Here is a 23,452-nt window from a genome sequence, read left to right as displayed (position 1 = left end):
GCACAGAGTCTACTTCTTTGACGCAAAAAAAGAAAAGGCGGCCATTGCCGCCTCTTCACGAGAATGTTGGAGGCGTCACTGCGTAACGAAGCAGCTGCCGCCTGCAGTCTTATACTTGGCGCACAAAGCGTTTGCATCGCTCTTGGAGCCAGCGGGGATCCGGACACGGAAGAACGTGCCCTTGCCGGCGATTTCCGCCTGTTTGATATCCACACCGCGCCCGCCGATCACACTTGCATATTTCTGTGACAGCGATGCGTAAGTCTTCTGCGCACCTTCAACGTTTGGCTGCGAAGCGATCTGGATCATGTAACTGCCTGCCGCGGGGGCGGTGGAGGCGACTTGCTGACCAGCTGCATTCTTCGGTGGCACGCGGTCAACGATGTCCAGTGGCTGCTCGGCAGGGCGAGACTCGACTACCGGAACATTCTTCGGCCCTACGGATGCGACCGTTTCCTGGGTAATCTTCTTCGTCTCGACCGGCTTGGCAGGCAGCTTGCCCGCTGCCGGAGCTTTTGTCGTTTTCGCAGGTACAGCTTCAGGGGCAGCAACAGGTGCAAGATCAGCAGGCTCGCTATCCTGGACGAGGGAACCAATCTGATCGTCCGCCGATGCTACTGGAGCGGCCGGTGCATTTGTACTGACCGGGGCTGGCGCAGCAGGGCGTTCGGCCGGAGCAGCGGCAGGACCGGCACTCATTGGCTCGCCAGCCTGTGGAATGGATGCAACCATCGTTCCGTCAGGCTTGACCACCATTGTCTGGACCTTGCGCGGTGCGATCGCGCCGTTGCGCTCAGCCGGTGGCTCACTGGCGGCAGTATCCTGCTCTGCCGGATCGACCCGTGCCTCGACCTTGCCGAGGTCCGCTGGCACGTCTTCGTCCTCATCGGCAGCGAGATCCACAGGATCCTCACGGGTAGTTACAAGCTGATCCTGTTTCGGTGCAGCTGGTGCCGCCGTGGCATCCTTGTCGTACACGGCCTTGTCCTGATTGGGAACAACGGCGGTGCTGGCGGTTTCCGGCTGAACCTTGATCGGCGTCTTGTCCGCCATGATGACGACGGGCTCACCACCCGGGCCGCCAGTCCATTTATAGGCTACCGCACCAGCGACGGCCACAAGCACCACTGCTGCAGCGACACCCGGCACGAACAGGCTGCTTCTGCCCTTCGCCTGCTTTTGCCCATAGGGCGTTGCGGCAATGTCGACATTGTCCTGCCGTGGATCATAACCGAAATCATCGGCGTCCGGTCCGTCCTGATAGGTGGCCTGGTTTGCCTGACGGTTCTGCTGCGCGTTGGCGGCAGCTATCCCTATACCGGCTGCGCCGGCTGCTGCTGCGGTGGCGTAACCGGCAGCGTTGTAACGGCCCTGTTCCGCTTCATTGCCGAACACGTCGGCAAAAATATCCGCAAACTCGTCCTTAACCGGCTCTGGCGCCGAAGCTTCTTCGGCAACAGTGGTACGCTGGTCTTCGGCCTCTATCGAACCAAACACTTCGGCAAACTCTGTCTCAAGCTCCCCGAGACCATGGTGGTCCGAAACGTCATCCCCATAGTCTACCGCCGGCAGATCAAGAGACTCGGTGTAGTCGACCCGGTTTTCGGTCACCGCCACCGTATCAACGTCGGGCGCCGCATCGATCGAAGATGCCGCACGATCGAGCTCATCGGCATAATCGCCCAGATCGTGAACTTCGGGCAGTTTCGGTGCGCTGGCAACGGGCGCAGCGACCGGCACTTCGATCGGTTCGTGCGCAGGCGCATACGACTGCTCAACGCTGTGGTAGCGCGGAAAAACCGGCTCGGATGCAACGACAGCCTGTTCTTCCTCGATTTCCGATGGAACGTCGAAATCATCGAAAGCCGCCATCAGTTCGTCGGTATCAAAATCTTCGTCCGACGCATCCTGAATCTGCTCGTCAGTGGCCTCATAGACCGCTGGTTCCTGCGTGAAGGACGGCTGCGATGCTGGCTCCTGATAGGATGTCGTCCGGCTGATCGAGGGTGCCGGCTCCGTACGCCCGGCGACCTGTGTTTGCGAACCATAGCCCCAGGTGGCATTTGCGGATCGCTGCACGACAGGCTGGGCGGAGCCCGCTAGCAGGGTTTCCAGTTCATCCTCCAGGCTAAGTGATGGAGCCGCAGCAACCGGGTGCGCTTCATGCTGCGCAGCTATGGGAGCATCTATCCCCTCACCGACCTCGCGATCCGTGTAAGAGGCGTCGGGCTCGTAATCGGCATAATCCGGCTCTTCATAAGCAAAAGCAGGCTGAGTGGCTACTTCCTCGGGTGCATTGGAAGGTTCACTCGCAGATAATTCCCGCTCGATGGACTCCTGAAAGTCCTGAACGGCGAAATGATCGTCTGCGGGCTGACTATGGTCAGGAACCTGCTGGGCGGACCGGGGAAGGGTCGGCTCATCCAAACCTCCCATCAGCTCGCGTTCAAGATCCAGGGTAAATTCATCTGAAGATCCGGTCGCAGACTCATCCTCTTCCGGCGTTCCCATAATGCGGGAAAGCTCCATCAAGGGGTCGTCAGAACCTAATCGCGAATCATCCTGCCGGTGAGAACGCTGAAGATAGTTGTCCGCCATGGCGTTAATCCTGTACTCTCAACTGTGGGACGCCCGAAGACGTCACGCATTGGCCTTACCAGCGCAATGTGGGCAAAAGTTGACAGGATTGCTACGCTTTTCAGCGCATTCTAGCGCATTTCAGTCGGGGCGTCCGCACCAATTATAGACAATCCGGACGCCAGGACCTTCGAAACAACCTGAACCAGCCCTAGCCTGGCTTGGGACAAGTTTGGATCGTTAACCTTAATAAAACGTAAGTCCGTATTTTCGGTTCCCCTGTTCCACTGCGTATGTAGCGAACTTGCAAGGTCATAGAGGTAGAAAGCCAGCCGGTGCGGCTCCTGATGCAATGCCGCTGTTTCGATGAGCCGCGGGTACTCCGCAAGCTTGCGGATGAGCGCTATTTCGCTTTCATCCGTGAGCAGATGGAAATGCTGGGCACTTGCCGCCAGCGCTTCTTCACCGATGCCAAGCTGCTCGATTGCCTGCCGGAAAACCGAATGGCACCGCGCTGAAGCATACTGGACGTAGAAAACGGGATTGTCCTTGGAATGTTCGGTCACCTTGGCGAAATCGAAATCCAGCGGCGCATCGTTCTTCCGGTAAAGCATCATGAACCGGACGGGATCGCGGCCCACCTCTTCCACGACATCCCGCAAAGTGACGAACTCACCCGACCGCTTCGACATCCGCACGGGCTCACCATTGCGGTAGAGCTTGACCAGCTGGCATATCAGGACAGTCAGCTTGGCCGTTCCACCGGAAACGGCTCGCGCCAGCGACTCCAGCCGCTTGATATAACCGCCATGATCGGCTCCAAGCACATAGATCATCTCATCGAAATGCCGGTCGTACTTGTCCTTGAAGTAGGCAACATCGGCGGCGAAATAGGTGAATTGCCCGTCAGACTTGACCAACGGCCGGTCGATATCATCGCCAACATCTGTTGACCGGAACAGGGTCTGCTCGCGATCCTCCCAGTCTTCCGGCAGCTGCCCCTTAGGCGGCGGCAGTTTCCCCTTGTAGACATGTCCCTTCAGCGTCAGGTCATTGATCGCCGACCGGATCAACTTTGCGTTGTTCGCATGCAAGGTCCGTTCGGAGAAAAACACATCATGATGCACGTTGAGCGAAGCGAGATCGTCGCGGATCATCGCCATCATGGCGTCGATCGTCCGGTCCTTGACGATGGCAAGCGCCTCGTCTTCCGGCATCTCGAGGAGTTTCGTGCCGAAGTCTTTCGCCAGCGCTTGCCCGACCGGAACGAGATAGTCGCCCGGATACAGCCCGGGAGGGATCTCGCCAATATGTTCGCCCAGCGCCTCGCGGTAGCGCAGCATCACGGAACTCGCCAGAACGTCAATCTGCGCCCCGGCGTCATTGATGTAATATTCCTTGGCGACGTCATAACCCGCAAACTTGAGAAGGTTGGCCAACGCATCGCCAACCACGGCACCCCGGCAGTGGCCCACATGCATCGGCCCGGTCGGATTGGCCGAGACATATTCGACATTGACCCGGTGTCCATAACCGATCTTCGACCGGCCATAATCGAGGCCGGCATTCAGCATGCCTGCGAGTTGCCGATGCCAATAAGTGTCCTTCAGCCTCAGATTGATGAAACCGGGTCCCGCCACCTCGACCGTGCCGACATCAGCATCGTTCTTCAGAGCATCGCCAATCCTTACCGCAAGTTCGCGCGGATTTTGGCCGACCGCCTTGGACAGCACCATTGCCGCATTGGTCGCGATATCCCCGTGGCTCGCATCGCGCGGCGGTTCCACGCCCACGCGTGACAGATCAACCTCAGCGCCATCTGTTGTTTTCAATTCAAGCGCTTGCAGGGCGTTCTTGATCCGCGTATCGAAGTCCGCGAAGATATTCATGACATCATACTCATTCGGGTTTTGTATCGATTGCTCGGCTAACTTGCCGAAGTTGGGTTCGCCTCAGGAGACATTGGAAGCCTGATGGGGCAGCTGGTGTGATTTTCGAGAATCGGAGCGAAGTCGACATTTTTCGTCCACGAGCACCGGAAGCGTTGAAAATCACATCAGACGTCCCTCAGGGTGAATTTGCAGACGGTCTCTAGGACAATTCGGGCGTATGGTCAAACAGCCGGCGGTGTTCGCGCACAGCATAGGTATCGGTCATACCTGCCAGGAAATCCGCCACAAGCCGTGCGCGCGCCGTCAAATCGCCCCGTGTCCCGCCGTTCCGCCAGCCTTCCGGCATGCACTGTTCGTCAGCGAGATACGCGTCGAACAGGTCTCTCACAATCATGTCAGCGGATTTGCGCACGCGCACCACGCTCTGGTGGAAATAGAGGTTCTCGTAGAGAAAGGCTTTGAGCAGCTGCTCCTGTTCGCGCAGCGGTGCGGAGAATCCCACAATCATTCGCCCCGCACCGTGAATGTCGCAGACAGTCTGCGGCTTGAGCGCCTCCAAATTCGCCTGCGCGCTCCGAATGACGTCTTCGACCATGATTGTGATCTGCCGCCGCACAATCTCGTGGGATGTGCGCACATCATCAAGCACCGGATATTTCTGCCTGACCGCACGCAGGATATCGCCGGTGATAGCCACACCTTCCAACGCATCGAGTGACAACAGACCTGAGCGCAATCCATCATCGATGTCATGCGCATTATAGGCGATGTCATCTGCAATCGCAGCACACTGGGCTTCCAGCGAAGCGTAGTTCGCAAGTTCCAGGTCAAGCCGCGCGTTGTATTCAAGAATTGACGCGGGCACCGCATGCTTGAGCCCGTTGCCCGCGCTGTCGATCAGGGGACCGTTGTGTTTGACCAACCCCTCGAGCGTTTCCCATGTCAGGTTCAACCCATCGAATTCGGCATAACGCTTTTCGAGATTCGTCACGATCCGCAATGATTGCGCATTGTGGTCGAAACCGCCAAAGTCCCCCATCTTGTCGTTGAGCGCATCTTCGCCGGTGTGACCGAACGGCGTATGGCCGAAATCGTGCACGAGCGCGATCGCCTCGGCCAGATCCTCATCGAGGCGCATGGACCGCGCCAGCGCCCGGGCGATCTGCGCCACCTCGATCGTATGTGTCAGCCTCGTGCGATAATGGTCACCCTCATGCGCGATGAACACCTGTGTCTTGTGCTTCAGCCGCCGGAACGCGGTTGAATGGATAATTCGGTCCCGGTCGCGCTGAAACACAGTGCGAGTGGGGCTCTCGTTTTCCTCGACAAGCCGCCCTCGGCTTTTCTCGGGGTCGCAGGCATAAGCCGCGCGCTCCCTGTAACCGAATCCGATACCCTGCATCGACATGACTGAATTACGCGCCTTCCGGTTTTGTGACTGCGGACATCGTTGACTTCACAGTCGCCAATTCTTAGCTATGGTGTATGATGAATGGCAAGGTGTGACATGGCAATGTCAATCCCCGGCCGAGCGCAGCGGAGCAATCCGCAGAGGAATCGTAAAGAATGACCGAACTAGCCAATGTTTCTGTCTCCGACGCCGCCGCACGGCGCATCTCGGCGATTTTGAAATCCGATCCAGAAAAGACCGCCCTGCGCATTTCGGTCGAGGGTGGCGGTTGCTCGGGTTTCTCCTACAAATACGATCTGGTCGATGCGCAGGACGCCGACGACATCGTAATTGAAAAGCTGGGCGCAAGGGTACTGATCGATTCGATTTCCCTGCCCTATATTGGCGGTTCGGAAATTGATTTCGTCGACGATCTGATGGGACAGTCGTTCCAGATCCGCAATCCCAACGCCACATCGTCCTGTGGTTGCGGAACCAGCTTTTCCGTCTGATAAATCCATAAATTCTCACCGTTGAACCAGAGCGGAACTGCCATGAAAATCGTCACCTGGAACATCAACGGTGTAAAAGCACGCATCGAGGTTCTCACCACCTGGCTGCAAGAATCCGATCCGGACATCGTTTGCTTGCAGGAAATCAAATCCGTCGATGATGGCTTTCCGCGTTTCGAACTCGAGGCTCTCGGCTATCATGTCGAAACGCATGGCCAAAAAGGCTTCAATGGCGTTGCCATATTGTCCAAGAAATCACCGGAGGAGGTAACGCGTGGCCTCCCCGGAGACGATGCGGACGAACAGGCGCGTTTTATCGAAGCGGTCTTCTCAACCGGGAATGGCGCCTTGCGCGTCGCCTCTTTGTACCTGCCCAATGGCAATCCGATCGATACGGAGAAATTTCCGTATAAATTGCGCTGGATGGCGCGGCTGGAACGATGGGCTGAAGAAAGGCTCGCGCTGGAAGAACCGCTCATACTTGCCGGCGACTACAACGTCATTCCCGAGCCGGTCGACGCCAAGGTGCCCGAAGCGTGGGTCAACGACGCTCTGTTCCAGCCGGAAACCCGACAGGCATTTCGTCGGCTCGAAAATCTCGGGTTCACTGACGCTGTCCGCAGCGTCACCGATGCGGCAGGGACTTATACATTCTGGGACTATCAGGCCGGAGCCTGGCAGAAGAACAACGGTATTCGCATCGACCATCTGATGTTGTCACCCGAAGCGGCCAACCTGCTTGAGTCTGCGAGTATCGAGAAACATGTCCGCGCCTGGGAAAAGCCCTCGGATCATGTGCCCGTAGCGATTTCGATCGCTTAGCACGCAGTTCTGGCTAAAGACCTTTCGAGAATTCAGGCGGCTGGTGCGGTTTTCGAGAACCGGAGCGTAGCGGCCCTATTGGTCCGTAAGCACCGGAAGCGCAGAAAATCGCATCAGATGTCCATCAGCGTGAATTGGAAGGTCCTAGAAGTCGCCGGTCTTGATGATATCCTCTGCGAGTACCATGGCAGTTCGCCGGTCAGCCTCATCGGCTATTGAAAACGCCTGTTCCTGGATATCGCCGATCCAGGCCCGATCCTGCTTGCTGGCATGCTCGAGAGCCGCCGTCATCATCGCCAGACCACGCACCGTCTTTCCCGCTTGGAACAGCAGATTGCCGAGCATGGCTTGCGCACCCGCATGACCCTTTTGTGCCGAAAGGCGAAACCAGCGTGCGGCCTGGTTGGGGTTGGGCTGTCCGCCCTCGCCCTTCATCAGCATCTTGCCAAGTTCGAACTGCGCATCGGAGTCGCCGAAATTCGACGCCGCCTGCAGATAAAGATCGCGCGCAGCGCCCGGATTGGAATTGATGGGTGAATTGGGAATACCGCGCCTCAAATAGCCGGCAAGTGCAACAAGGGCGTCGGCGACATAGCTTTCGTTCTGCGTGCCTTGATCAGCGCCTTCACGAATGACCTGCTCGAACATCTTATAGGCTTCGTAGTCATCTTCCTTGACGCCGTCACCCTCCGCATACATGCGGGCAAGCTTCCAGTTGGCGCCCTGGTGTCCTTTCTCGGCGGCAAAGCGAAGCGCCTTGACCGCCTCATCCTTGTGACCATTCTTGTAGGCCGAGAAGCCGAATTTGAAGAGCGCAAACGGGCTGGAATCCTCATTCATTTCATTCTTGGTATCGAACGCAAAGCAAGGTGCCGTCATGGCGCTCATCATAAGGCCAATTCCGACCAGCGGAGCGACAAGGCGTTCAGTGACGAACATGGCAGCGTTCTTCCTTCACCCTGACCAGATCTGTCGCAGCAACACCGCGCGCCATTTCAACCGTCCAGGTACTATACTCGCCAGCCTGCATGAACACCGCATTCAGCGGCGAGATGTTCAAGCCTCGCACATCATTCCAGCAATCATTTGACGGATTTCCGGCAATACTGGGGCTCACAATAAAATGATGAACGAACGTCCGCTGACGTCTTGCAGATCGGGTCTTCGAAATAACTAACGCGTCCATCATTTTCCCATGCGGAGCATCTGCACTATTACTCGATGTTTCCAACCACCCAAGGTTGCCGCTCCATTGAGGTGCTCCGGGTTTGTGGCGCAAAATGGGCAGATTTGTCCCCCGCTCTTGCGCTGCAGATCATCGCGCAGAAGTGTTGCTGAATCGTCACAAAATTTGAACGGCAGAAAAATGATTTTACACTGGAAGGGGGTTCGTATTGGCCAGAGCCATCTCAATAAAAAAGCCCGGCGGTTTGCCGGGCTTTTCTTTTATATCAAAGGTTTGGATCAGAATTTTAGCTTGGCCGAAAGCGACAGGGCGCCTACGAAGTCATCGCCAAAATCATAGGCAACGTCGCCGCCGCAGACCCCAGACCTGCTGGGGCAGCTTCGAGGTGGTCCATACTCGCCAGACGTCAGCATACCGACCGCACCGCCGGCGCGAACTTCAAACTTATCATTCGGTGTATAGGAAACGCCGGTCGAAAGCAGCCAGGTATCGGTCTGCGTAGTCAAACCAGTTGATGTGCCGCGATCCCAGCTCAGCTGAACCTGTGCGCTCCACTGATCGTTGAATTTATGGCCGACACCACCGGATACCGTCCAGCCGTCACGGAACATCAGATCGAGTGATGTGGCATAGGCGGCAGGCGTACAGGTGGGAACCGTTACCGAACAGAAGCCGACGACCTGGAGCACACTCCAATCGACCCATTTTACCGAGCCGAAAGCCAGCCAGTCTGGTGCGATACCAGTCTGGAATCTGAACTCAGCGGTTTGCGGCAACGTTGCCGTTCCATATACGTCGATGATCCGTCCAGCGAATGGTAGAAGCGGGTTGGCAAAAATCGCAGGAATTTCTGTAACATCGATCGTGCCGGCAATCCGACCTAGATCGACCTCGGCGTTATAGATGAAGCTTGCCCGAAATGCGTATTCTGGGATTTCATATGACGCTCCAATGCGCCAGCCCCAACCATCGCCCTTCAGGTCGAGAACACCCGTTCCGTCAAAGCCTGCTGCTGCGAATGGGGTCTGGAGAACCTGACCGAGAACAAGCCTTTCCTTGAAGCCGTCGACCTCCTGGTAGGACACACCGCCGATTGCGCGGAGGTATCCCTTACCTACGTCGAATTTATAGGAACAGGTCAGACCATAGTCCTTGCTGTTAATCTTGGTCTCAATGTTCTGGTTTGCGCCTACCCAATCGGCACCTGGATTGGTGTGAACACCCCATGGCTCGGAATAAGTTCCCAAGCAGTCGAAATCTGACGTGATGCCGAGTTTCGCGCCGAAACGTGGAACTGTATAGTTCGGTGTTTCATGACCGGAGGTTGACCCGCCGCCGATGCCGTTGGCGCCAAGCCCATCAAGCGGATTGATATCGCGAGCGTTCTTGAATTTGCGGTCAGGCATCACGTATATCACGCCTGCTTCCGTTGCAACGCGGCTAGGGTCGAACAACAATTCCCAGTTGTAGCCTCCGCGCTCTAGCCCCCCGGCTTGAGCAGCAGAGGCCACACCCGTCAAAAGCAGCGCCCCGCCCAAAATCGTTGAAATAGCCTTAGACATTAGTTATCCCCCGAAAGTCCAAAAACTTCCTGAACGCCGCAACAGTTCAGCAAAATTGTTACCAATACGTAATAGGTAACAAAGCACACCGATCGTGCAACGGGTTTGCGAAAGGCTGATTCTTCAACGGGGCGATGGAGAATCGAAAAATTCCGAAATTTTCGATTTCGAGATCGAGGTTTCGCTATTTTTTCAACTAATCCGAATTGGTTAGTGGCAAAATCAATGATTTTTGGGCGGAAAACGCCGTTGTTGCTCAAATGCAACGCCGCCGGAAAATGACAAAATTGGGGCTTTTCACTGGCGGAAATGGGGAGCTTCCCCCTGTGTTTCAAGGGGAAGTCTCGATTCAATCAAGCGGGATTCGCGCCGGCTCGCGAATCTTTGTCATCAACCCGCTTCGCGTACCCGGCGGATCGCCGTTTCGATTTTTTCGGCCGAGGCTTGCAACTCGGCGAAACGTTCGCGCTCGGCTTCGACGATTTCCGGTTTCGCATTGGCGACGAACTTCTCGTTACCAAGCTTCTTTGCGATCTTCTCCGATTCATCGGCAATCTTGCCGGCTTCCTTGGTAAGCCTTGCAATCTCGGCGTTCACGTCGATGAGGCTTCCCAGCGGCAGGCAGGCCGTGGCTTCGCCGATGACAAACTGAGCCGAGCCCTTTGGAGCGTCTGCGGCCAGCGTAATCGTCGCCACACGGGCGCGCCATTTGATCGAAGCGTCGTGGTGCCGAAGGCGTTCCTCCGTCACATCGTTGGCACCGATGACCACAAGGGGCGCCACTGCCGATGCGGGAACGTTCATTTCGGCCCGCACCGAGCGAATGCCGGTGACCAGATCGATGAGCCAGTTGATATCGGCTGCAGCCTCGGCATCGAGAAATTCTGGCTCCGGCCAGCCCGCATGGCAAAGCAGCGTTTCGCGTGCCTGCCCCTCGCCTGCCGTATGCGCCCAAAGCTCTTCTGTCATGAACGGCATGAACGGATGCAGCAGCTTGTAGATTTCGTCAAGGACATAGGCGGCACAGGCCTGGGCTTCGGCCTTTGCCTCTGCATCCTCGCCATTGAATACCGGCTTCAAGAGTTCGATGTACCAGTCGCAGAACTGGTTCCAGACGAAGCGATAGGCAGCACCTGCTGCTTCATTGAAGCGATAACTGGTGATTCCATCGGTGACATCACGCACCGCATTCGTCAATTCTGTCAGAATCCAGCGATTGACCGTAAGCTTGGCATGCTCCGGGCGGAACGATGGATCGCGCGCCACTCCGTTCATTTCGGCAAAGCGCGTCGAATTCCACAGCTTGGTGCCAAAGTTGCGGTAACCGGCGATGCGGCTTGGATCAAGCTTCACGTCGCGTCCCTGCGCCGCCATGATCGCCAGGGTGAAGCGCAACGCGTCTGCGCCATATTCGTCGATCAGTTCGAGCGGATCAATGACGTTGCCTTTCGACTTCGACATCTTCGCCCCGTTCTTGTCACGAACGAGCGCGTGAACGTAAACCGTGTGGAACGGCTCTTCATTCATGAAATGCAGGCCCATCATCATCATTCGGGCCACCCAGAAGAAAATGATGTCAAATCCCGTCACGAGAACGTCGGTCTGATAGTAGGTAGCGAGTTCCGGCGTTTTGTCTGGCCAGCCCAGGGTCGAGAATGGCCAGAGTGCCGACGAGAACCACGTGTCGAGCACATCCTCATCGCGCGTCAGGATTTCACCCGGCTTGAAGTTCTCGATGAGATTCTCGACATGAGCTTTCATCGGCCCCTCATGTGCGAGATAATGCTGGATGGCGGCGCTTAGCGCCTCTTCCTCGCTGCGTTCAACGAAGACCTGCCCGTCCGGGCCGTACCATGCCGGGATCTGATGACCCCACCAGAGCTGGCGCGAGATCGTCCACGGCTGGATATTCTCCATCCAGTCAAAATAGGTCTTTTCCCAGTTCTTCGGCACGAAATTGGTCCGGCCCTCGCGCACACTGGCAATCGCCGGCTTGGCGAGCTCGGCCGCATTCACATACCACTGATCGGTGAGGTACGGTTCAATTGGCACACCGCCACGATCACCGTGCGGGACCATATGGGTGTGGTCCTCGATTTTCTCGAGAAAGCCGCCCTCTTCCATCATCGCGACAATCAATTTGCGTGCAGCAAAACGATCCTTGCCATCCAGAACATGTATCAGCTGACTGAGGTTTCTCGATGGCTCCAGGCCTTCGAGAAATTCATCATTGTCTTTCAGATGGATCGAAGCATCCGTGTTGAGGATATTGATCTGACGCAGATCGTTACGCTTGCCGACTTCGAAATCGTTGAAATCATGGGCCGGCGTGATCTTGACAGCACCGGAACCCGCTTCCGGATCGGCATAGTCGTCGGCAACGATGGGAATGTGACGGCCGACCAGTGGCAGAATGACATTGTTATCGATCAGCGCGTGATAGCGGGCATCGCCGGGATTGACCGCAACACCCGTATCGCCCAGCATGGTCTCCGGACGCGTCGTTGCCACGACAATATAAGTATGCGGATTCTGCGGATCGAAAGCCACGTTTTCCAGCGGATAGCGGAAATGCCACAGATTCCCCTTGATCTCGTGCTGCTCGACTTCCAGGTCGGAAATCGCAGTCAGAAGTTTCGGATCCCAGTTGACGAGGCGCTTGTCCTTGTAGATCAGCCCTTCCTTGTAAAGCGTGACAAAAACTTCAAGGACAGCTTTCGACAGACCTTCGTCCATGGTGAATCGCTCGCGAGACCAGTCGCAGGATGCACCGAGGCGCTTGAGCTGACCTGCAATGATGCCGCCAGACTCTGACTTCCACTCCCATACCCGCTCCACGAACTTCTCACGGCCCATGGCGCGGCGGCCTGGCTGCTGGCGCTCCATCAGCTGCCGCTCGACAACCATCTGCGTGGCAATGCCCGCGTGATCCATTCCCGGCTGCCACAGTACGTTCTTGCCGCGCATGCGCTCGAAACGGACGAGAATGTCCTGGATCGTGTTGTTGAGCGCATGGCCCATATGCAGGGAACCCGTCACGTTTGGCGGCGGAATGACGATCGCAAACGGACCGGCGCCCGGCTTCGAGCCGGCCCCGGCCTTGAAGGCCCCGGCTTCGTCCCAGCGTTTTGCGATTTCGGGCTCTACGGCCGCGGCGTCATACGTCTTCTCAAGCATACAAAGTGTCCGTCATTTGCGGAAAAAGGATTGGCTACGGTGTAAACCGAATGGCCGCCTATAAGTCAATGAAAAGTCAATGATGACTGTCAAACGTGCTTCGCGCCCGCTTGACGAATCAATGCGAACCCTCGACCAGTGAGCCGCGCAACAGTGGCGCATTTTGGGGGAAGAGAATGAAAATCTCGCATTTGGTTACATCATGCCTCGCTGCGCTTGTGCTGGCGGGATGCATGGTGTCTGAAAACCGCTACAAGCAAGTACAAGCCAGCGTGCGAAATCCCGCTCAGCAGAAAGCTGAAATCGCAAACTGCTCCACCTCAGTGGGTAACATGTCGCCCGAGCGGCGCCAGAGTTTTGCTACGCTGGCGGGGACGTCAGTCGCAAGCGTGCCGACGGTCTTCTGCAGACGCATTGTCCAGGGAGTTGCCAGCGGGAAACTGACGCGCGACGACATCAATTCCGTCTATAAGGGCGCCCTTACTCCCAATGCGCTCAAAGTGATCCAGGGGCGCTAGCACAGCTGGGTAATTCCAACGCGCAAGCGGCCCGGCTTACCGTCGGCCGCCTCGTGCCACCCGCTCGATTTCCTCGCGCACGAGGCGTTCGACCAGCGTCGGCAGGTTGTTGTCCAGCCAGTCCTGCAGCAAGGGTCGCATGATCTCCTGCGCGATCTCATCGAATGAGCGCCTTTGCTCATTGCGGACGGCGAATGACAGATCATCGAACGCTGAACTCACCTGCCGCTCGGCCGCCTCGGAAAGGATGGGTTCGAGCGCCTGCTCCAGATCGAGCGACACTTCGTCGTCCATTCGTGCATCCGGTTCCGGACCAGTGAGACGGGTGGGGACCGACAGGGTATCGGCCAGCTCGACGGCCTCCGTATCGAACACCGGAGGATTCAAGTCCGCAGCTGCCGGATCTTCTTGCCGCAATGCAGCTTCTTCAGTCAACGCAGGATGCATTTCAGGAACCTTCGTCGCAGTATGGACTCCCGAGGCGTCCTCCAGCGTTTCGGCGGGCAGTGGCGCGACCTGCTGGCCAGGAGCATCGGCGGCCTGCCTGTCCGGGATATCGGCGTTCAACGGCGTGTCGGGCGCGGGTTCCCGTTCCACCAGCTTTGATTGCAGTGGCGAAGAAGACCGTCCGAGCGGCGATTCAAACGATGGCGTGGCGGCTGCGACGGCGATGCCTTCGCGTGGTGGCAGCTCGGCTTCCTCATCGCTGTATCGATCGGCAGAATGGGGCTCGCGCACCGCCGTACGCGATGGGATATCGGAGTTGACGGGAACTGGCGGCGTGTCATCGGGCCGCGTGGTATCGCTCTCCTCGATGATGCGGCGGATCGATGCGAGAATTTCCTCCATGGAGGGTTCCCGCGCGACGCTGGATGATTGTGCCATGATGCTCTTGCCCACTACATCTTGTTTCGTTGCGCTGCAACGAATCTGTATTCAGTGTAGAGGCTTGTAATGCGTTTGAGAATCCTCAGGCGAAATGTTTGCAGCTAACCCACAGATTTTCTGAAAAACGCCTCAACTGGCGCCGGAAAACAATTTGCCGCCAGGCGGTCGGCCTGGCGGCAAATTTGAAAGCGGCAAACCGCGGATAAATCGGAAATCAGCGCCCGTCCGGCGTGCGCAGACCGATCCACTTGTCCTTTACCGCTTCGTAGTGCTCTTCCGGTCTGTACTCGGCAACCTGAAGTCCGATCTGCGATGCGGTCAATCGGCCAACGGCTGACAGAACCGCATAGCTGGTAACGACACTGTCCCGTTCGGCCTGTGCGAGCGATACCTGACCGGTGAGAACGTCGGCCTGCGCGTTCAAGACGTCCAGGGTGGTGCGCTGGCCAACCTTGCGCTCCTCGATCACGCCGTTCAAGGCGAGTTGCGCGGCAGCCACCACTGACCTTTGTGCAACGATCTGTGCCTTGGCTGATTCCATTTGCGAATAAGCTTGAGCGATGGCCTGGCGGACACTGTCGCGCGCCACATCGACCTCGATGCGACGCTGGCCCAGGGTTTCCTTGGATTGGCGGACAAGTGCAGAGGTCCGGCCGCCATTGTAGATCGGAATCGTCACCTGGATACCTGCGGACGCTGAGGTGCTATCCGTCGTGCCGGTGCTGATACCGCCTGAAAAAATCTCCTCGCGCTCAACTGTACCCACAAGTCCAACCTGTGGCAGGAGTTGCCCCTCATTGGCCTTCACACTGTAACCGGCCGCGTCCACGGCATATTGGCTGGCGAGAATTGCCGGATGATTGCCGGTTGCGATTGAAAACGCCTGCTGCATCGATTTCGGCAATGACTTCGAGGCCATAGCGGCAGCCGCCAGCCTGCCGGGTGTCGTTCCAACGATCTGGATATAATTCGCTTCCGCGATCTTCTCATCCGATTTTGCCGCATCGAGCGTGGCGATCGCGGAAGCCTTCGATGCCTCCGCCTGCGCAACGTCCGTACGGGTTCCTTCGCCCACATCGAATCGCGCCTTTGCGGCGCGCAGCTGCTCGTCAAGAAACTCGAGGTTCTTCTGGCGCAGAATAACGATCTGGCGGTTCAGATAGACATCCATATACGCCTGAGCAGCACTGAAGAGCAGGTTTTGCTCGTTGTTGCGCAGGTTTTCGCGGGCCGCCAGAACCTGTGTCTTGGCCGATTTGATGTTGTTGCTGACGGTGAAACCATCAAAGAGCGTCTGATTGATCTGTATCCCGAACGTTCCGGTATTCCTGGTACCGTGGGTACCTCCGTCAAGCCGGCTAGCGGTCGTGGTCAAATCTGCCGTGGCAGATACAACCGGACGGTAGCCCGATTTCGCGACTGCAACGCCTTCATCCGTAACGCGGACGCCCGCCCTGTCGGCATTGAGCGTGGAATTGTTGCTGTATGCCTTGGCCATTGCGCCAAAGATTGTTTCAGCCATCGAAGGCGTAGTGGCCAATACCGTCGCCGACATCAGCGCTGCGGTGAGTACTCGCTTACCCGCTAAGAACACTATAAGCCCCTTCATTCTCTAAACTTGCACGTCCAACCGAACCGATTGGTTCGACAACATGTTGTTCATTGTTCGCCAATTGGCAAGAAGGCCACAGGCACAATTTCCAATCTGCTGACAAAAGTACTCAACCGTTGCACTTTTGTCTCATAGGCGACACTCAGAATTCGAATTCTGCTACCTTCTCAAATCCGGGAAGCGGTTTGACTGCGGAATTGAAAGCCCGGCGTCCGGAAACAACCCCATCATTTTTTCCGTAAAGCATTGCCTTGCCTGCATTTCCCGCCCCCTCGACAACCACGAGTCGGCCCCCATCCTTCAATTGATCGAATAATGTACTAGGAACGTGGTCCACGCTACCCTCAATTATGATTACGTCGTAGGGCGCTTCGGAGGGATAACCCTTCTCCAGCGGCCCATGGACGACCACAACACAATCCGACCCGCACTCCGACAATATAGCGGTCGCCTGATCGGCCAGATTCCTGTCACTTTCGAGAGCGATCACCGAACCTGCGATTCGCGAAATCACGGCTGATGAATAGCCCGTGCCGCATCCGATATCGAGAACGACATCATCGGGCTGGACATTGGCAAGCTGAACCAGCTTCGCGAAAGGCGACGGCTGCATCAGATAGCGGGCGATAGAGTCTGCCGTAGCAGCCGAAACCAGGACATCGTCATCGATATAGGCCAGTGCGTGACGTGTGCTTGGCACAAACTTCTCGCGCGGGACATCAAGAAAAGCCTGAAGCAGCGGTTTGTCGGTCACATCAGTCGTGCGCAACTGATTGTCGACCATCTTGATCCGCAAGTCTTCGAAATTCAGCATCATATTCTACAAGCTTTCCTGGCAAGGCGCCTGCAACACATGTAGGCGCGTAACATGCTTCTGACAGATCCGCATCCAACCTGCCGCCTGTAAAGTTGATGATCCTTGAGGACCATCTTCCTATAGAAGCACCAATTTATCTCAATTTGTCAGAGGATGTGGCAAAATTTTCCGTCAGCGTCAATGAATGACTAACGCGACGGCGCTTCACTGTTCACATTGTCTCAGGACTGCGGCCTTCATGCACCACTGTCCGCCACCCGCCCCCGGTCAACTGCTTCGCCGGTCGCCCGAAGACCAGGGTACAATAGCGATGCCACGCCTGCCGCCCGAATCATCTGCGGCTGATTTGGAGGTGACAACACGGCCATGGCGCGGGGTCAGCCTGCTCGCCGCGCAGCGTTCCCGCCATTTGTTGTAAGCATCGAGGAGATCAGGGTCATCCGGATCGGTCGTGCTTTACTGGATCGCGCATCGATACTTGCTTGATCTCCTCGTTATTCTCGCTGCACCAACGAAAGCAGGAAGCTTTGTCAGACTGCAAGTTCAAGTGCGAAATATCTTTATAAGAAAATAGTATCTGGTAACAAACTCCCTTAACCGTAGGATTATTCCGGGATTGAACAGTTCGGCTGCACCTGTCATTCTATACTTCAGTGCATGGAATCGTTCGTGCGAACGATAGGAATTCAAAGCAAATGATCGAGATCAAAGGATTCAACGCGTCTCCCATCAGCCAGGACGAATTGACAGGACTGGCTGACAGAGCCGCGCTCGAGGAGCATCTCGACAGTCTTTGCGGGTCCTATGCAGAAAGCGATTTCGACGACCGGCTGGAGTTTGCCATCCTCTGCATTGATCTGGACGGGTTCAAGAAATTCAACGAACAATATGGGCGCGCTGAGGGCGATACGCTGCTTAGACTTGTGGCTGATCGCCTGCAGTCATGCATGCGCAAGAATGATGTGGTCTACCGCATCGATGGCGACGAATTCGCTATCGTCCTGCTGCAGGTGACGGCGAACGAGGTTGCCAGCATCGCCGACCGCATCATCGGCACGCTTTCACAGCCCTACGATATTGGCCGGGCCGAGCCGGCGGCAATCAGTGTTACTATCGGCGCGGCCCTTGCGCCGCGCGATGGCGATACACCTGAAAGCCTGTTGTGGTGCGGTGATGCTGCCCTCTATATCGCCAAGAAAGCCGGAAAAGGCGTCTACCGCCGCTATTCGGAACGACGCTCCAGCTAGACACATCATGGCGCAGGCATCTTGTCGAATTTCGGCAGGTTTGAATCGATGTGGTCCCAGGCGTAGCCTCGCACGCCGTAGGTTACCATTTGCGGCTTGTATCGACTTGGATCGTCAAGGCTCGCGGCGTGCACTGTGAACAGATCGGGCATGGCCGCAAACGTCAAATAGACCGGTGATCCGCAGGTGGGGCAGAAGGAACGCGTCTTCACATTGCCGCTATCGCTGGCGATATCCCAATGCATGGCTTCGCCGCTGAGTTTCACACTCTCCTTGCTCGGGAAGGTCAGATAGGATCCGTGGCCTGTGCCGCTTTTCCGCTGACAGTCGCGACACTGACAGTCGTTCATCACTATTGGTTCGGCAGAAATTTCATAACGGATCGCGCCGCAGGCGCATCCGCCGGTATAAGCCTTGCTCATGTTTTCACTCCTGCGATAAAGCCCGGTTGGTCCCACAGAACCAGCAACGGACGGCACTCTGCATTTTCAGTGTCTGGGTGAATGAACGCAGCAGTCAGCCCCTGTTGTACTCTTCACGACGCCGCGTCAGTGCAGCTTCTTTGAAGAGACCTGTTCCGCAACGACATCGCCGATGCTGGGGACAACCCTCTTCCACCCTGCGCCCATATTCGTGAACGCCACATCGTTCCTTGGGAGTACGAAGCCGGAGTGGACAAGACGAAGGCGCGTTCCGCTATCGACTTTGAAGAGGGTCCACGTGACCACTGTATCCAAACGTGAGCCATAGCCGGCATTTCCTTCGTGTCCGCCCTTCCAGGCATAAGCAAGCCGCTCGTTCGGCTTCGCCTCCAGCACTTGGCAGTGAATGACACCGTCCCACATGCCGGCCGGCGTCGTCTGGAACGTGAAGTGCCTGCCCTCCACCGCCTCGAATCCGATCAAAGGCATCCGCAGCCAGCGATTAATCAATTCGCCTGTTGTCAGCGCTTTCCAGATCGTCTCCGGTGCATGCGGCAAGACCTCTTCGACTACGATTTCCTGTGTGCCGGACTTCAGCGCGACGTCGTTCATGTATCCATCTCCGTTAACAAGGTTCTGAGGTTTGCAAAGCGCTCGCGCCAGAATACGCCGTAATGGCTCATCCACTCGACGAGCGGCGAAAGGCCCTCGGGTTCAGCGCGATAATAGACCTTCCGGCCCTCGGGCCGCTCCGCAACCAGACCCGCCTGTTTCAATGATTTGAGGTGCTGGGAGATGGCACCCTGTGTTACGCCGCTCCCTCGCGTCAGTTCGACCACGGTTATCTCATCGGAGCTGACGACACGCTCGTAGACGGCCCGGCGGGTCGGATCGGCAAGGGTGCGCAGGACAGCGCTTATGGTAACGGCTTCAATCATGGCTATTACATTAGCCACCACTCATTAATTAGTCAACACTAATGTTTTTGTTTCGCGACCTCATTATCTCTGCCGCTGAATTGCGTCCCTCGATCGCTGGGCCGGATAGTGATTGGGGTAGAATCGCAAAATGACACTGCCAAGCTTTTCAAACCAAGGTTGCACGGAAAGGGGTCAGCAAGAAAATCAATTAGTTAAACACGGAAAAGCACTGTGGATACCTCACCGGGAGCGAGGTGAGAGGGCGTTAAATCACCTTGATGCCACGCGCAGCAGTTTGGCGTTGGGGTTGCACCAGCCCGAAAGCTGGTGCATGGGTACCCCCTCTCAAGACCAATCCTTACAAGGCCACCTATGCTATCGCGCCTCCTTGACCTGTTTCGCGCTAACAAATCTGCGCACCGGTCCATCATAGTCCCCTTCCCGGATGATCGCGAAATTGAACATCATCCAGTTGCCCAGGCAACGGGAGAGATCGTCGCCTTCTTCACCTCCAACTCATTCTACGTACATGAAGCCAGGCGTATGATCGCCTCGGCCGTGCGCTTGGGGCTGGAGGTCACCGCTACCGCCATTGAAAGCGCTGGCAGTTGGGTCCGCAACGCTGCCATGAAACCGAGCTTCCTTTTGAAAGAGCGTCGCCATAAGCGAGGCCCGCTTCTTTACGTGGATGTTGATGCGGTCTTCCATCGCAATCCATGGCCTGCGCTAGCCTCGTTTGACGGCGACCTTGCAGTCCATTATTCGGACAATGGGCGACTGATATCAGCGACCATCCTGATTAACGATACACCTGCCGCACTTCGCCTCATCGAAATGTGGAAGGAACGGTGCGACGAAGACCCTGATATTTGGGACCAATTGGTATTGCAGCAAATAATAGCGGAGGATCAGGCATCCGGCGCACGGCAGTTTCAAGTCGGTTCCCTGCCAGTATCTTTCTGTTGGATTTTTGACCGCCTGACCAACGAAAAAACCGACGTTGTCTATATCGAACAGCTGCAAGCCAGCCGGCAAGCGACACACAAGAAGCGGCTTTTCGGCCGTGTTGGAAAGCGCCTTAGACGCAGGCGCGAACGCGTCAGGCAAATAGAAGAGGTCCTGATCGGCAGCGCTTGAGGCCAAGGATGCAAGACCATGAAAGTTTATACGCGGAATGTCCGATGCGCGGGTCGGGCCATTTCGAAGTTGACTGGCGTGAAATGGGGAAGGTATCGCCTCACCCTGATGACGGGTGGTGTCCCGGATTGCCACACTTGACGAAAAGATAAGTAAATCAATTAGTTGATGTGGCGCCTGAACTTATTGGAGGCCTCGCCCGGAATCGAACCGGGGTGCAAGGATTTGCAGTCCTCTGCGTAACCACTCCGCCACGAGGCCCCAAAGTCAAAATAGCTAATGAAATTAACTACTTATAGAAGCGACGAATATTCATTTCGAACAGCGTCACTTGCGGCATTCCGAATAGCCGTTTTTGTTTTGTGCCGCAATACGAAAAATGAACATGCGCAAAACAATCGCTCCAGGGCCCTCTGGAACGAAAGCGCATGCAATCCGTTACCTGCTTGAGGAGGCTCCGATGGCAACAACCACTCTCGTCGGTGCATTGCTGGTTACATGCGGACTTTTGTATATGGCAGGAGTCGCCATCTATCGCGGCAGGTTGACCGATGCGCATTCTTCTCCCCATGAGCCAGCCGGTCTCACGCTCGAGCCGCGCCATCGTGGCCTGCGCTTTCTTGGTCTGAAAGCCAATTGGCCTGGTCTCTTGATTGCGGCTATCGGTGCGTTGATGTTGTTGCTGCCAACAGTGTAGCATCGCTGGAACTCGGCGCGGTTCGTTCCTTTGACAGTCAAAGCCAATCCTGTTTATCGTTGGCTGCAGCAACTGAGAGAACTGATCATGAGCGGATTCGCGTTACCTCAGGAGGGCGGGTGCCGTTGCGGCCAGGTGCGCCTGAAGATTACTGCCAAGCCCCTTCTTACCATGGCCTGTCACTGCACCGGCTGCCAACGCATGAGCGCCAGCGCTTACTCGTTGAGTGCGGCTATTGCGAGTGAAGGCTTCTCAATCACGAAAGGACAGCCAGTCATTGGCGGTCTGCATGGCGCATCCCGGCATTATTTCTGCCCCCATTGCATGAGTTGGATGTTCACAAGGCCCGAAGGTCTTGACTGGCTCGTCAACCTTCGCCCGACCATGCTCGACAATCCCGGCTGGTTCACACCATTCATCGAAACATGGACAAGCGAGAAGCTGCCTTGGGCGACCACGCCGGCCGTTCACAGCTTCGAAGCTCTGCCGGCATTCGATCAATACGAAGGTTTGACCAGGCAATATGCGGAACAGGCGGAATCATTGTAATTGTCGCCACATTCCCGCTCAGCCTTCATTCTTGTTTGAATCAAACCAGCTGCCCTTCCACCGGCGGCCCAGCTTGACCTCGATCTGACGGCGCTTGCGCCGCACGATAGCCGAATCATGCGACAACACGACGAGCCCAAGCGGAACCATCCAGAATCCAAGGATGGGCAGAAAGCCCAGAGTGCCGCCCGCAACCAGCAATCCGCCAAGCATGCGGCGCATTGCCACCGATTGCGGCACGGGTACATGGCGGCCAAAGATGCGCATGTGCCGGCGCTTCCTGTGCGACTGGTGCTTGTGATGTCCCGTATTGGGGTGCGTATCAGTATCTTCCGGACGATCGGACAACGATATTCTCTTCTCGTTAAATGGCGTTTCAGTCCCGATGTAGGAAGCCTCCCGACGCATGTCATCGTTTTGTTATGCACATTAGTGGAAAAAAATCGAAATCGTCCTTTGCAAAAGCGGAACCCTTTTGCTATAGGCCACTTCGCTGATGACTAAGTAGATATTCCCCGGTAGCTCAGTGGTAGAGCAATCGGCTGTTAACCGATCGGTCGCTGGTTCGAATCCGGCCCGGGGAGCCAGTCACTTCAAAGGCTTGAGCCGAGAAATCGCTCAGGCCTTTTGCTTTTTCTGAGCTCGCGGACAGCATTTGGCGGTTTCAGCTTTTTCTGGAGGCCGCCGCTGGCGAATTGAATGACCCGAGCTTGCGGCAAAACCGACTCTGTGCTCGAATCGTGCCGGTATTCGCTCGCGATCGCTTTGCGATCCGCATGTTCAACCGCTTCAACAGCCGATACGTCATGTCTTTTCGATCGCCCCGAAGCATTTCCGCCCGGTTTGACCAGAATGGCCCGCCGAGCGCCATTGACATGGAAATCCTGGCGGAAACGGCTGCGGCGCTCGGGCGCGCTGGACAGAAAGTCGAGCGGACGCTGGAAAGATTGCACGCTGCGGCGGAGGTGGACCGGGAGGTGTGCCTTAAGGCCGCGGCACAGGCAGTACACGCCTATTTCATCCAGCGCGAACTATGCGGCCTGCGCAATCACGATGATCCCATCCAGCATTATGGCATTCCGCGCGCAGTGCTGGTCCGGCTGGGGGCGGTTTAGCCGGCGCCAGGCGACCGATAAACTGCTGGCTTATTTCTCCGGCGCCTCTTCCTCGAACATCACCGCCACGTCAGAATTGGCAGAAAGACGAACGCGGTTGCCTTCCACATCCGCAACCAGCGATATCGAAATATAATGATGATGGCCTTTGTGCGTACCCTCGCCGCTGTCTTTCCTGATCAATTTGATTCGCCCGCCCTCGATCCTGTCCACGGTACCGACATGCACACCGTCGGCGCCGATCACTTCCATATGTTGCTTGATGCGTGTAGCAGTCATGACATTACCTCCAAGGATGACGCATCATGAACGCATGAAGCGGACTTTGGATGCATTGCCGCGTTGGAGGCTTCCGGGACAGGCGCGAAAGCTCTACTCTGCCCGGCATGATCCTCAAGGAAAGCGTTGCCCC

Annotated in this window: 23 protein-coding genes and 2 tRNA genes; 9 read left to right on the top strand and 16 right to left on the bottom strand. The window is 56.5% G+C overall.

From position 1 onward, the window contains the following. Window positions 1-75 precede the first annotated feature (75 nt). The 3 genes from CU103_RS06665 to CU103_RS06655 all read right to left on the bottom strand — a co-directional run bounded on the left by CU103_RS06665 (window position 76) and on the right by CU103_RS06655 (window position 5,877). Window positions 76-2,598 (bottom strand): SPOR domain-containing protein, encoded by a 2,523-nt coding sequence (locus tag CU103_RS06665; RefSeq protein WP_106663114.1) that lies wholly within the window; start codon window positions 2,596-2,598, stop codon window positions 76-78. Between the two features lie 110 nt (window positions 2,599-2,708). Continuing rightward, window positions 2,709-4,466 (bottom strand): arginine--tRNA ligase, encoded by a 1,758-nt coding sequence (gene argS / locus CU103_RS06660; protein ID WP_106663113.1) that lies wholly within the window; start codon window positions 4,464-4,466, stop codon window positions 2,709-2,711. A 202-nt stretch (window positions 4,467-4,668) separates the two neighbouring features. Then, the gene (locus CU103_RS06655; protein ID WP_106663112.1) at window positions 4,669-5,877 is read right to left on the bottom strand and encodes a deoxyguanosinetriphosphate triphosphohydrolase; all 1,209 of its coding nucleotides are present in this window, start codon (window positions 5,875-5,877) and stop codon (window positions 4,669-4,671) included. 158 nt (window positions 5,878-6,035) lie between these two features. Between CU103_RS06655 and erpA the strand changes: the two genes are divergently transcribed. Together erpA and xth are read left to right on the top strand one after the other, a co-directional pair. Continuing rightward, window positions 6,036-6,371 carry an iron-sulfur cluster insertion protein ErpA gene (gene erpA, locus CU103_RS06650; RefSeq protein ID WP_106663111.1) on the top strand — a complete coding sequence of 112 codons (336 nt, stop codon included), beginning with the start codon at window positions 6,036-6,038 and terminating at the stop codon, window positions 6,369-6,371. Window positions 6,372-6,413: 42 nt separating this feature from the next. Further along, complete coding sequence (gene xth, locus CU103_RS06645; RefSeq protein ID WP_106663110.1) at window positions 6,414-7,193, top strand: exodeoxyribonuclease III; 780 nt, start codon at window positions 6,414-6,416, stop codon at window positions 7,191-7,193. Window positions 7,194-7,337: 144 nt separating this feature from the next. On the opposite strand, the gene CU103_RS06640 is transcribed toward xth, so the two are convergent. From CU103_RS06640 to CU103_RS06625, 4 genes are all read right to left on the bottom strand, one after another. After that, window positions 7,338-8,132: a tetratricopeptide repeat protein gene (locus CU103_RS06640; RefSeq protein ID WP_106663109.1), complete on the bottom strand. Its 795-nt coding sequence runs from the start codon at window positions 8,130-8,132 to the stop codon at window positions 7,338-7,340. Next, window positions 8,119-8,253, bottom strand: coding sequence for a hypothetical protein (locus tag CU103_RS32470; protein ID WP_262260608.1), 135 nt, complete (start codon window positions 8,251-8,253; stop codon window positions 8,119-8,121). The genes CU103_RS06640 and CU103_RS32470 overlap by 14 nt, the downstream gene beginning before the upstream one ends. Window positions 8,254-8,657: 404 nt before the next feature. Beyond that, entirely contained in the window at window positions 8,658-9,941 is a 1,284-nt protein-coding gene (locus tag CU103_RS06630; RefSeq protein ID WP_106663107.1) for an OmpP1/FadL family transporter, read from the bottom strand. Between the two features lie 390 nt (window positions 9,942-10,331). Then, window positions 10,332-13,118: a valine--tRNA ligase gene (locus tag CU103_RS06625; protein WP_106663106.1), complete on the bottom strand. Its 2,787-nt coding sequence runs from the start codon at window positions 13,116-13,118 to the stop codon at window positions 10,332-10,334. Between the two features lie 176 nt (window positions 13,119-13,294). Between CU103_RS06625 and CU103_RS06620 the strand changes: the two genes are divergently transcribed. Continuing rightward, window positions 13,295-13,636 (top strand): hypothetical protein, encoded by a 342-nt coding sequence (locus CU103_RS06620; RefSeq protein WP_106663105.1) that lies wholly within the window; start codon window positions 13,295-13,297, stop codon window positions 13,634-13,636. A gap of 36 nt (window positions 13,637-13,672) precedes the next feature. Here the strand turns inward: CU103_RS06620 and CU103_RS31950 are convergent, their stop codons facing one another. The 3 genes from CU103_RS31950 to CU103_RS06605 all read right to left on the bottom strand — a co-directional run bounded on the left by CU103_RS31950 (window position 13,673) and on the right by CU103_RS06605 (window position 16,953). After that, window positions 13,673-14,521 carry a PopZ family protein gene (locus CU103_RS31950; protein ID WP_245448637.1) on the bottom strand — a complete coding sequence of 283 codons (849 nt, stop codon included), beginning with the start codon at window positions 14,519-14,521 and terminating at the stop codon, window positions 13,673-13,675. Between the two features lie 217 nt (window positions 14,522-14,738). Then, on the bottom strand, window positions 14,739-16,133 hold the full coding sequence (locus CU103_RS06610; protein WP_106663104.1) for a TolC family outer membrane protein: 1,395 nt from the start codon (window positions 16,131-16,133) through the stop codon (window positions 14,739-14,741). A gap of 145 nt (window positions 16,134-16,278) precedes the next feature. After that, window positions 16,279-16,953, bottom strand: coding sequence for a protein-L-isoaspartate O-methyltransferase family protein (locus CU103_RS06605; protein WP_106663103.1), 675 nt, complete (start codon window positions 16,951-16,953; stop codon window positions 16,279-16,281). 695 nt (window positions 16,954-17,648) lie between these two features. Here CU103_RS06605 and CU103_RS06600 point away from each other — a divergent pair. After that, entirely contained in the window at window positions 17,649-18,200 is a 552-nt protein-coding gene (locus tag CU103_RS06600) for a GGDEF domain-containing protein (RefSeq protein ID WP_106663102.1), read from the top strand. Between the two features lie 5 nt (window positions 18,201-18,205). On the opposite strand, the gene CU103_RS06595 is transcribed toward CU103_RS06600, so the two are convergent. The 3 genes from CU103_RS06595 to CU103_RS06585 form a co-directional block, all read right to left on the bottom strand. Beyond that, window positions 18,206-18,622 (bottom strand): GFA family protein, encoded by a 417-nt coding sequence (locus CU103_RS06595; protein ID WP_106663101.1) that lies wholly within the window; start codon window positions 18,620-18,622, stop codon window positions 18,206-18,208. Between the two features lie 126 nt (window positions 18,623-18,748). Next, window positions 18,749-19,234 (bottom strand): SRPBCC family protein, encoded by a 486-nt coding sequence (locus CU103_RS06590; protein WP_106663100.1) that lies wholly within the window; start codon window positions 19,232-19,234, stop codon window positions 18,749-18,751. Next, entirely contained in the window at window positions 19,231-19,560 is a 330-nt protein-coding gene (locus CU103_RS06585) for an ArsR/SmtB family transcription factor (RefSeq protein WP_106663099.1), read from the bottom strand. Before CU103_RS06585 ends, CU103_RS06590 begins: the two co-directional genes overlap by 4 nt. A gap of 354 nt (window positions 19,561-19,914) precedes the next feature. Between CU103_RS06585 and CU103_RS06580 the strand changes: the two genes are divergently transcribed. Further along, a complete protein-coding gene (locus tag CU103_RS06580) occupies window positions 19,915-20,679 on the top strand; it encodes a putative nucleotide-diphospho-sugar transferase (RefSeq protein ID WP_106663098.1) in 765 nt (254 codons plus the stop codon). A gap of 187 nt (window positions 20,680-20,866) precedes the next feature. Here CU103_RS06580 and CU103_RS06575 read toward each other — a convergent pair. Then, window positions 20,867-20,940: transfer RNA gene (locus CU103_RS06575), tRNA-Cys, on the bottom strand. A gap of 199 nt (window positions 20,941-21,139) precedes the next feature. Here CU103_RS06575 and CU103_RS06570 point away from each other — a divergent pair. Continuing rightward, a complete protein-coding gene (locus CU103_RS06570) occupies window positions 21,140-21,376 on the top strand; it encodes a hypothetical protein (RefSeq protein WP_106663343.1) in 237 nt (78 codons plus the stop codon). 87 nt (window positions 21,377-21,463) lie between these two features. Beyond that, window positions 21,464-21,925: a GFA family protein gene (locus CU103_RS06565; protein WP_106663342.1), complete on the top strand. Its 462-nt coding sequence runs from the start codon at window positions 21,464-21,466 to the stop codon at window positions 21,923-21,925. Between the two features lie 18 nt (window positions 21,926-21,943). Here CU103_RS06565 and CU103_RS06560 read toward each other — a convergent pair whose 3' ends face one another. Then, window positions 21,944-22,273 carry a hypothetical protein gene (locus CU103_RS06560; protein ID WP_483428615.1) on the bottom strand — a complete coding sequence of 110 codons (330 nt, stop codon included), beginning with the start codon at window positions 22,271-22,273 and terminating at the stop codon, window positions 21,944-21,946. Window positions 22,274-22,437: 164 nt separating this feature from the next. Between CU103_RS06560 and CU103_RS06555 the strand changes: the two genes are divergently transcribed. Then, window positions 22,438-22,512: transfer RNA gene (locus CU103_RS06555), tRNA-Asn, on the top strand. 219 nt (window positions 22,513-22,731) lie between these two features. Continuing rightward, window positions 22,732-23,040, top strand: coding sequence for a DUF6665 family protein (locus CU103_RS06550; protein ID WP_106663341.1), 309 nt, complete (start codon window positions 22,732-22,734; stop codon window positions 23,038-23,040). A gap of 30 nt (window positions 23,041-23,070) precedes the next feature. Here CU103_RS06550 and CU103_RS06545 read toward each other — a convergent pair whose 3' ends face one another. Then, a complete protein-coding gene (locus CU103_RS06545) occupies window positions 23,071-23,319 on the bottom strand; it encodes a DUF2171 domain-containing protein (protein ID WP_106663096.1) in 249 nt (82 codons plus the stop codon). Window positions 23,320-23,452: the final 133 nt, after the last annotated feature.

It is taken from the genome of Phyllobacterium sophorae (genome assembly GCF_003010965.1).
GTDB classification, from domain to species: Bacteria; Pseudomonadota; Alphaproteobacteria; order Rhizobiales; family Rhizobiaceae; genus Phyllobacterium; species Phyllobacterium sophorae.
This window is presented reverse-complemented; position numbering and strand designations above follow the sequence as displayed.

Coding starts and splice junctions, on each gene's coding strand:
- CU103_RS06665 (WP_106663114.1), bottom strand. CDS start 2,598: ATGGCGGACAACTATCTTCAGCGTTCTCACCGGCAGGATGATTCGCGA.
- argS (WP_106663113.1), bottom strand. CDS start 4,466: ATGAATATCTTCGCGGACTTCGATACGCGGATCAAGAACGCCCTGCAA.
- CU103_RS06655 (WP_106663112.1), bottom strand. CDS start 5,877: ATGTCGATGCAGGGTATCGGATTCGGTTACAGGGAGCGCGCGGCTTAT.
- erpA (WP_106663111.1), top strand. CDS start 6,036: ATGACCGAACTAGCCAATGTTTCTGTCTCCGACGCCGCCGCACGGCGC.
- xth (WP_106663110.1), top strand. CDS start 6,414: ATGAAAATCGTCACCTGGAACATCAACGGTGTAAAAGCACGCATCGAG.
- CU103_RS06640 (WP_106663109.1), bottom strand. CDS start 8,132: ATGTTCGTCACTGAACGCCTTGTCGCTCCGCTGGTCGGAATTGGCCTT.
- CU103_RS06630 (WP_106663107.1), bottom strand. CDS start 9,941: ATGTCTAAGGCTATTTCAACGATTTTGGGCGGGGCGCTGCTTTTGACG.
- CU103_RS06625 (WP_106663106.1), bottom strand. CDS start 13,118: ATGCTTGAGAAGACGTATGACGCCGCGGCCGTAGAGCCCGAAATCGCA.
- CU103_RS06620 (WP_106663105.1), top strand. CDS start 13,295: ATGAAAATCTCGCATTTGGTTACATCATGCCTCGCTGCGCTTGTGCTG.
- CU103_RS31950 (WP_245448637.1), bottom strand. CDS start 14,521: ATGGCACAATCATCCAGCGTCGCGCGGGAACCCTCCATGGAGGAAATT.
- CU103_RS06610 (WP_106663104.1), bottom strand. CDS start 16,133: ATGAAGGGGCTTATAGTGTTCTTAGCGGGTAAGCGAGTACTCACCGCA.
- CU103_RS06605 (WP_106663103.1), bottom strand. CDS start 16,953: ATGATGCTGAATTTCGAAGACTTGCGGATCAAGATGGTCGACAATCAG.
- CU103_RS06600 (WP_106663102.1), top strand. CDS start 17,649: ATGATCGAGATCAAAGGATTCAACGCGTCTCCCATCAGCCAGGACGAA.
- CU103_RS06595 (WP_106663101.1), bottom strand. CDS start 18,622: ATGAGCAAGGCTTATACCGGCGGATGCGCCTGCGGCGCGATCCGTTAT.
- CU103_RS06590 (WP_106663100.1), bottom strand. CDS start 19,234: ATGAACGACGTCGCGCTGAAGTCCGGCACACAGGAAATCGTAGTCGAA.
- CU103_RS06585 (WP_106663099.1), bottom strand. CDS start 19,560: ATGATTGAAGCCGTTACCATAAGCGCTGTCCTGCGCACCCTTGCCGAT.
- CU103_RS06580 (WP_106663098.1), top strand. CDS start 19,915: ATGCTATCGCGCCTCCTTGACCTGTTTCGCGCTAACAAATCTGCGCAC.
- CU103_RS06570 (WP_106663343.1), top strand. CDS start 21,140: ATGGCAACAACCACTCTCGTCGGTGCATTGCTGGTTACATGCGGACTT.
- CU103_RS06565 (WP_106663342.1), top strand. CDS start 21,464: ATGAGCGGATTCGCGTTACCTCAGGAGGGCGGGTGCCGTTGCGGCCAG.
- CU103_RS06550 (WP_106663341.1), top strand. CDS start 22,732: ATGTCTTTTCGATCGCCCCGAAGCATTTCCGCCCGGTTTGACCAGAAT.
- CU103_RS06545 (WP_106663096.1), bottom strand. CDS start 23,319: ATGACTGCTACACGCATCAAGCAACATATGGAAGTGATCGGCGCCGAC.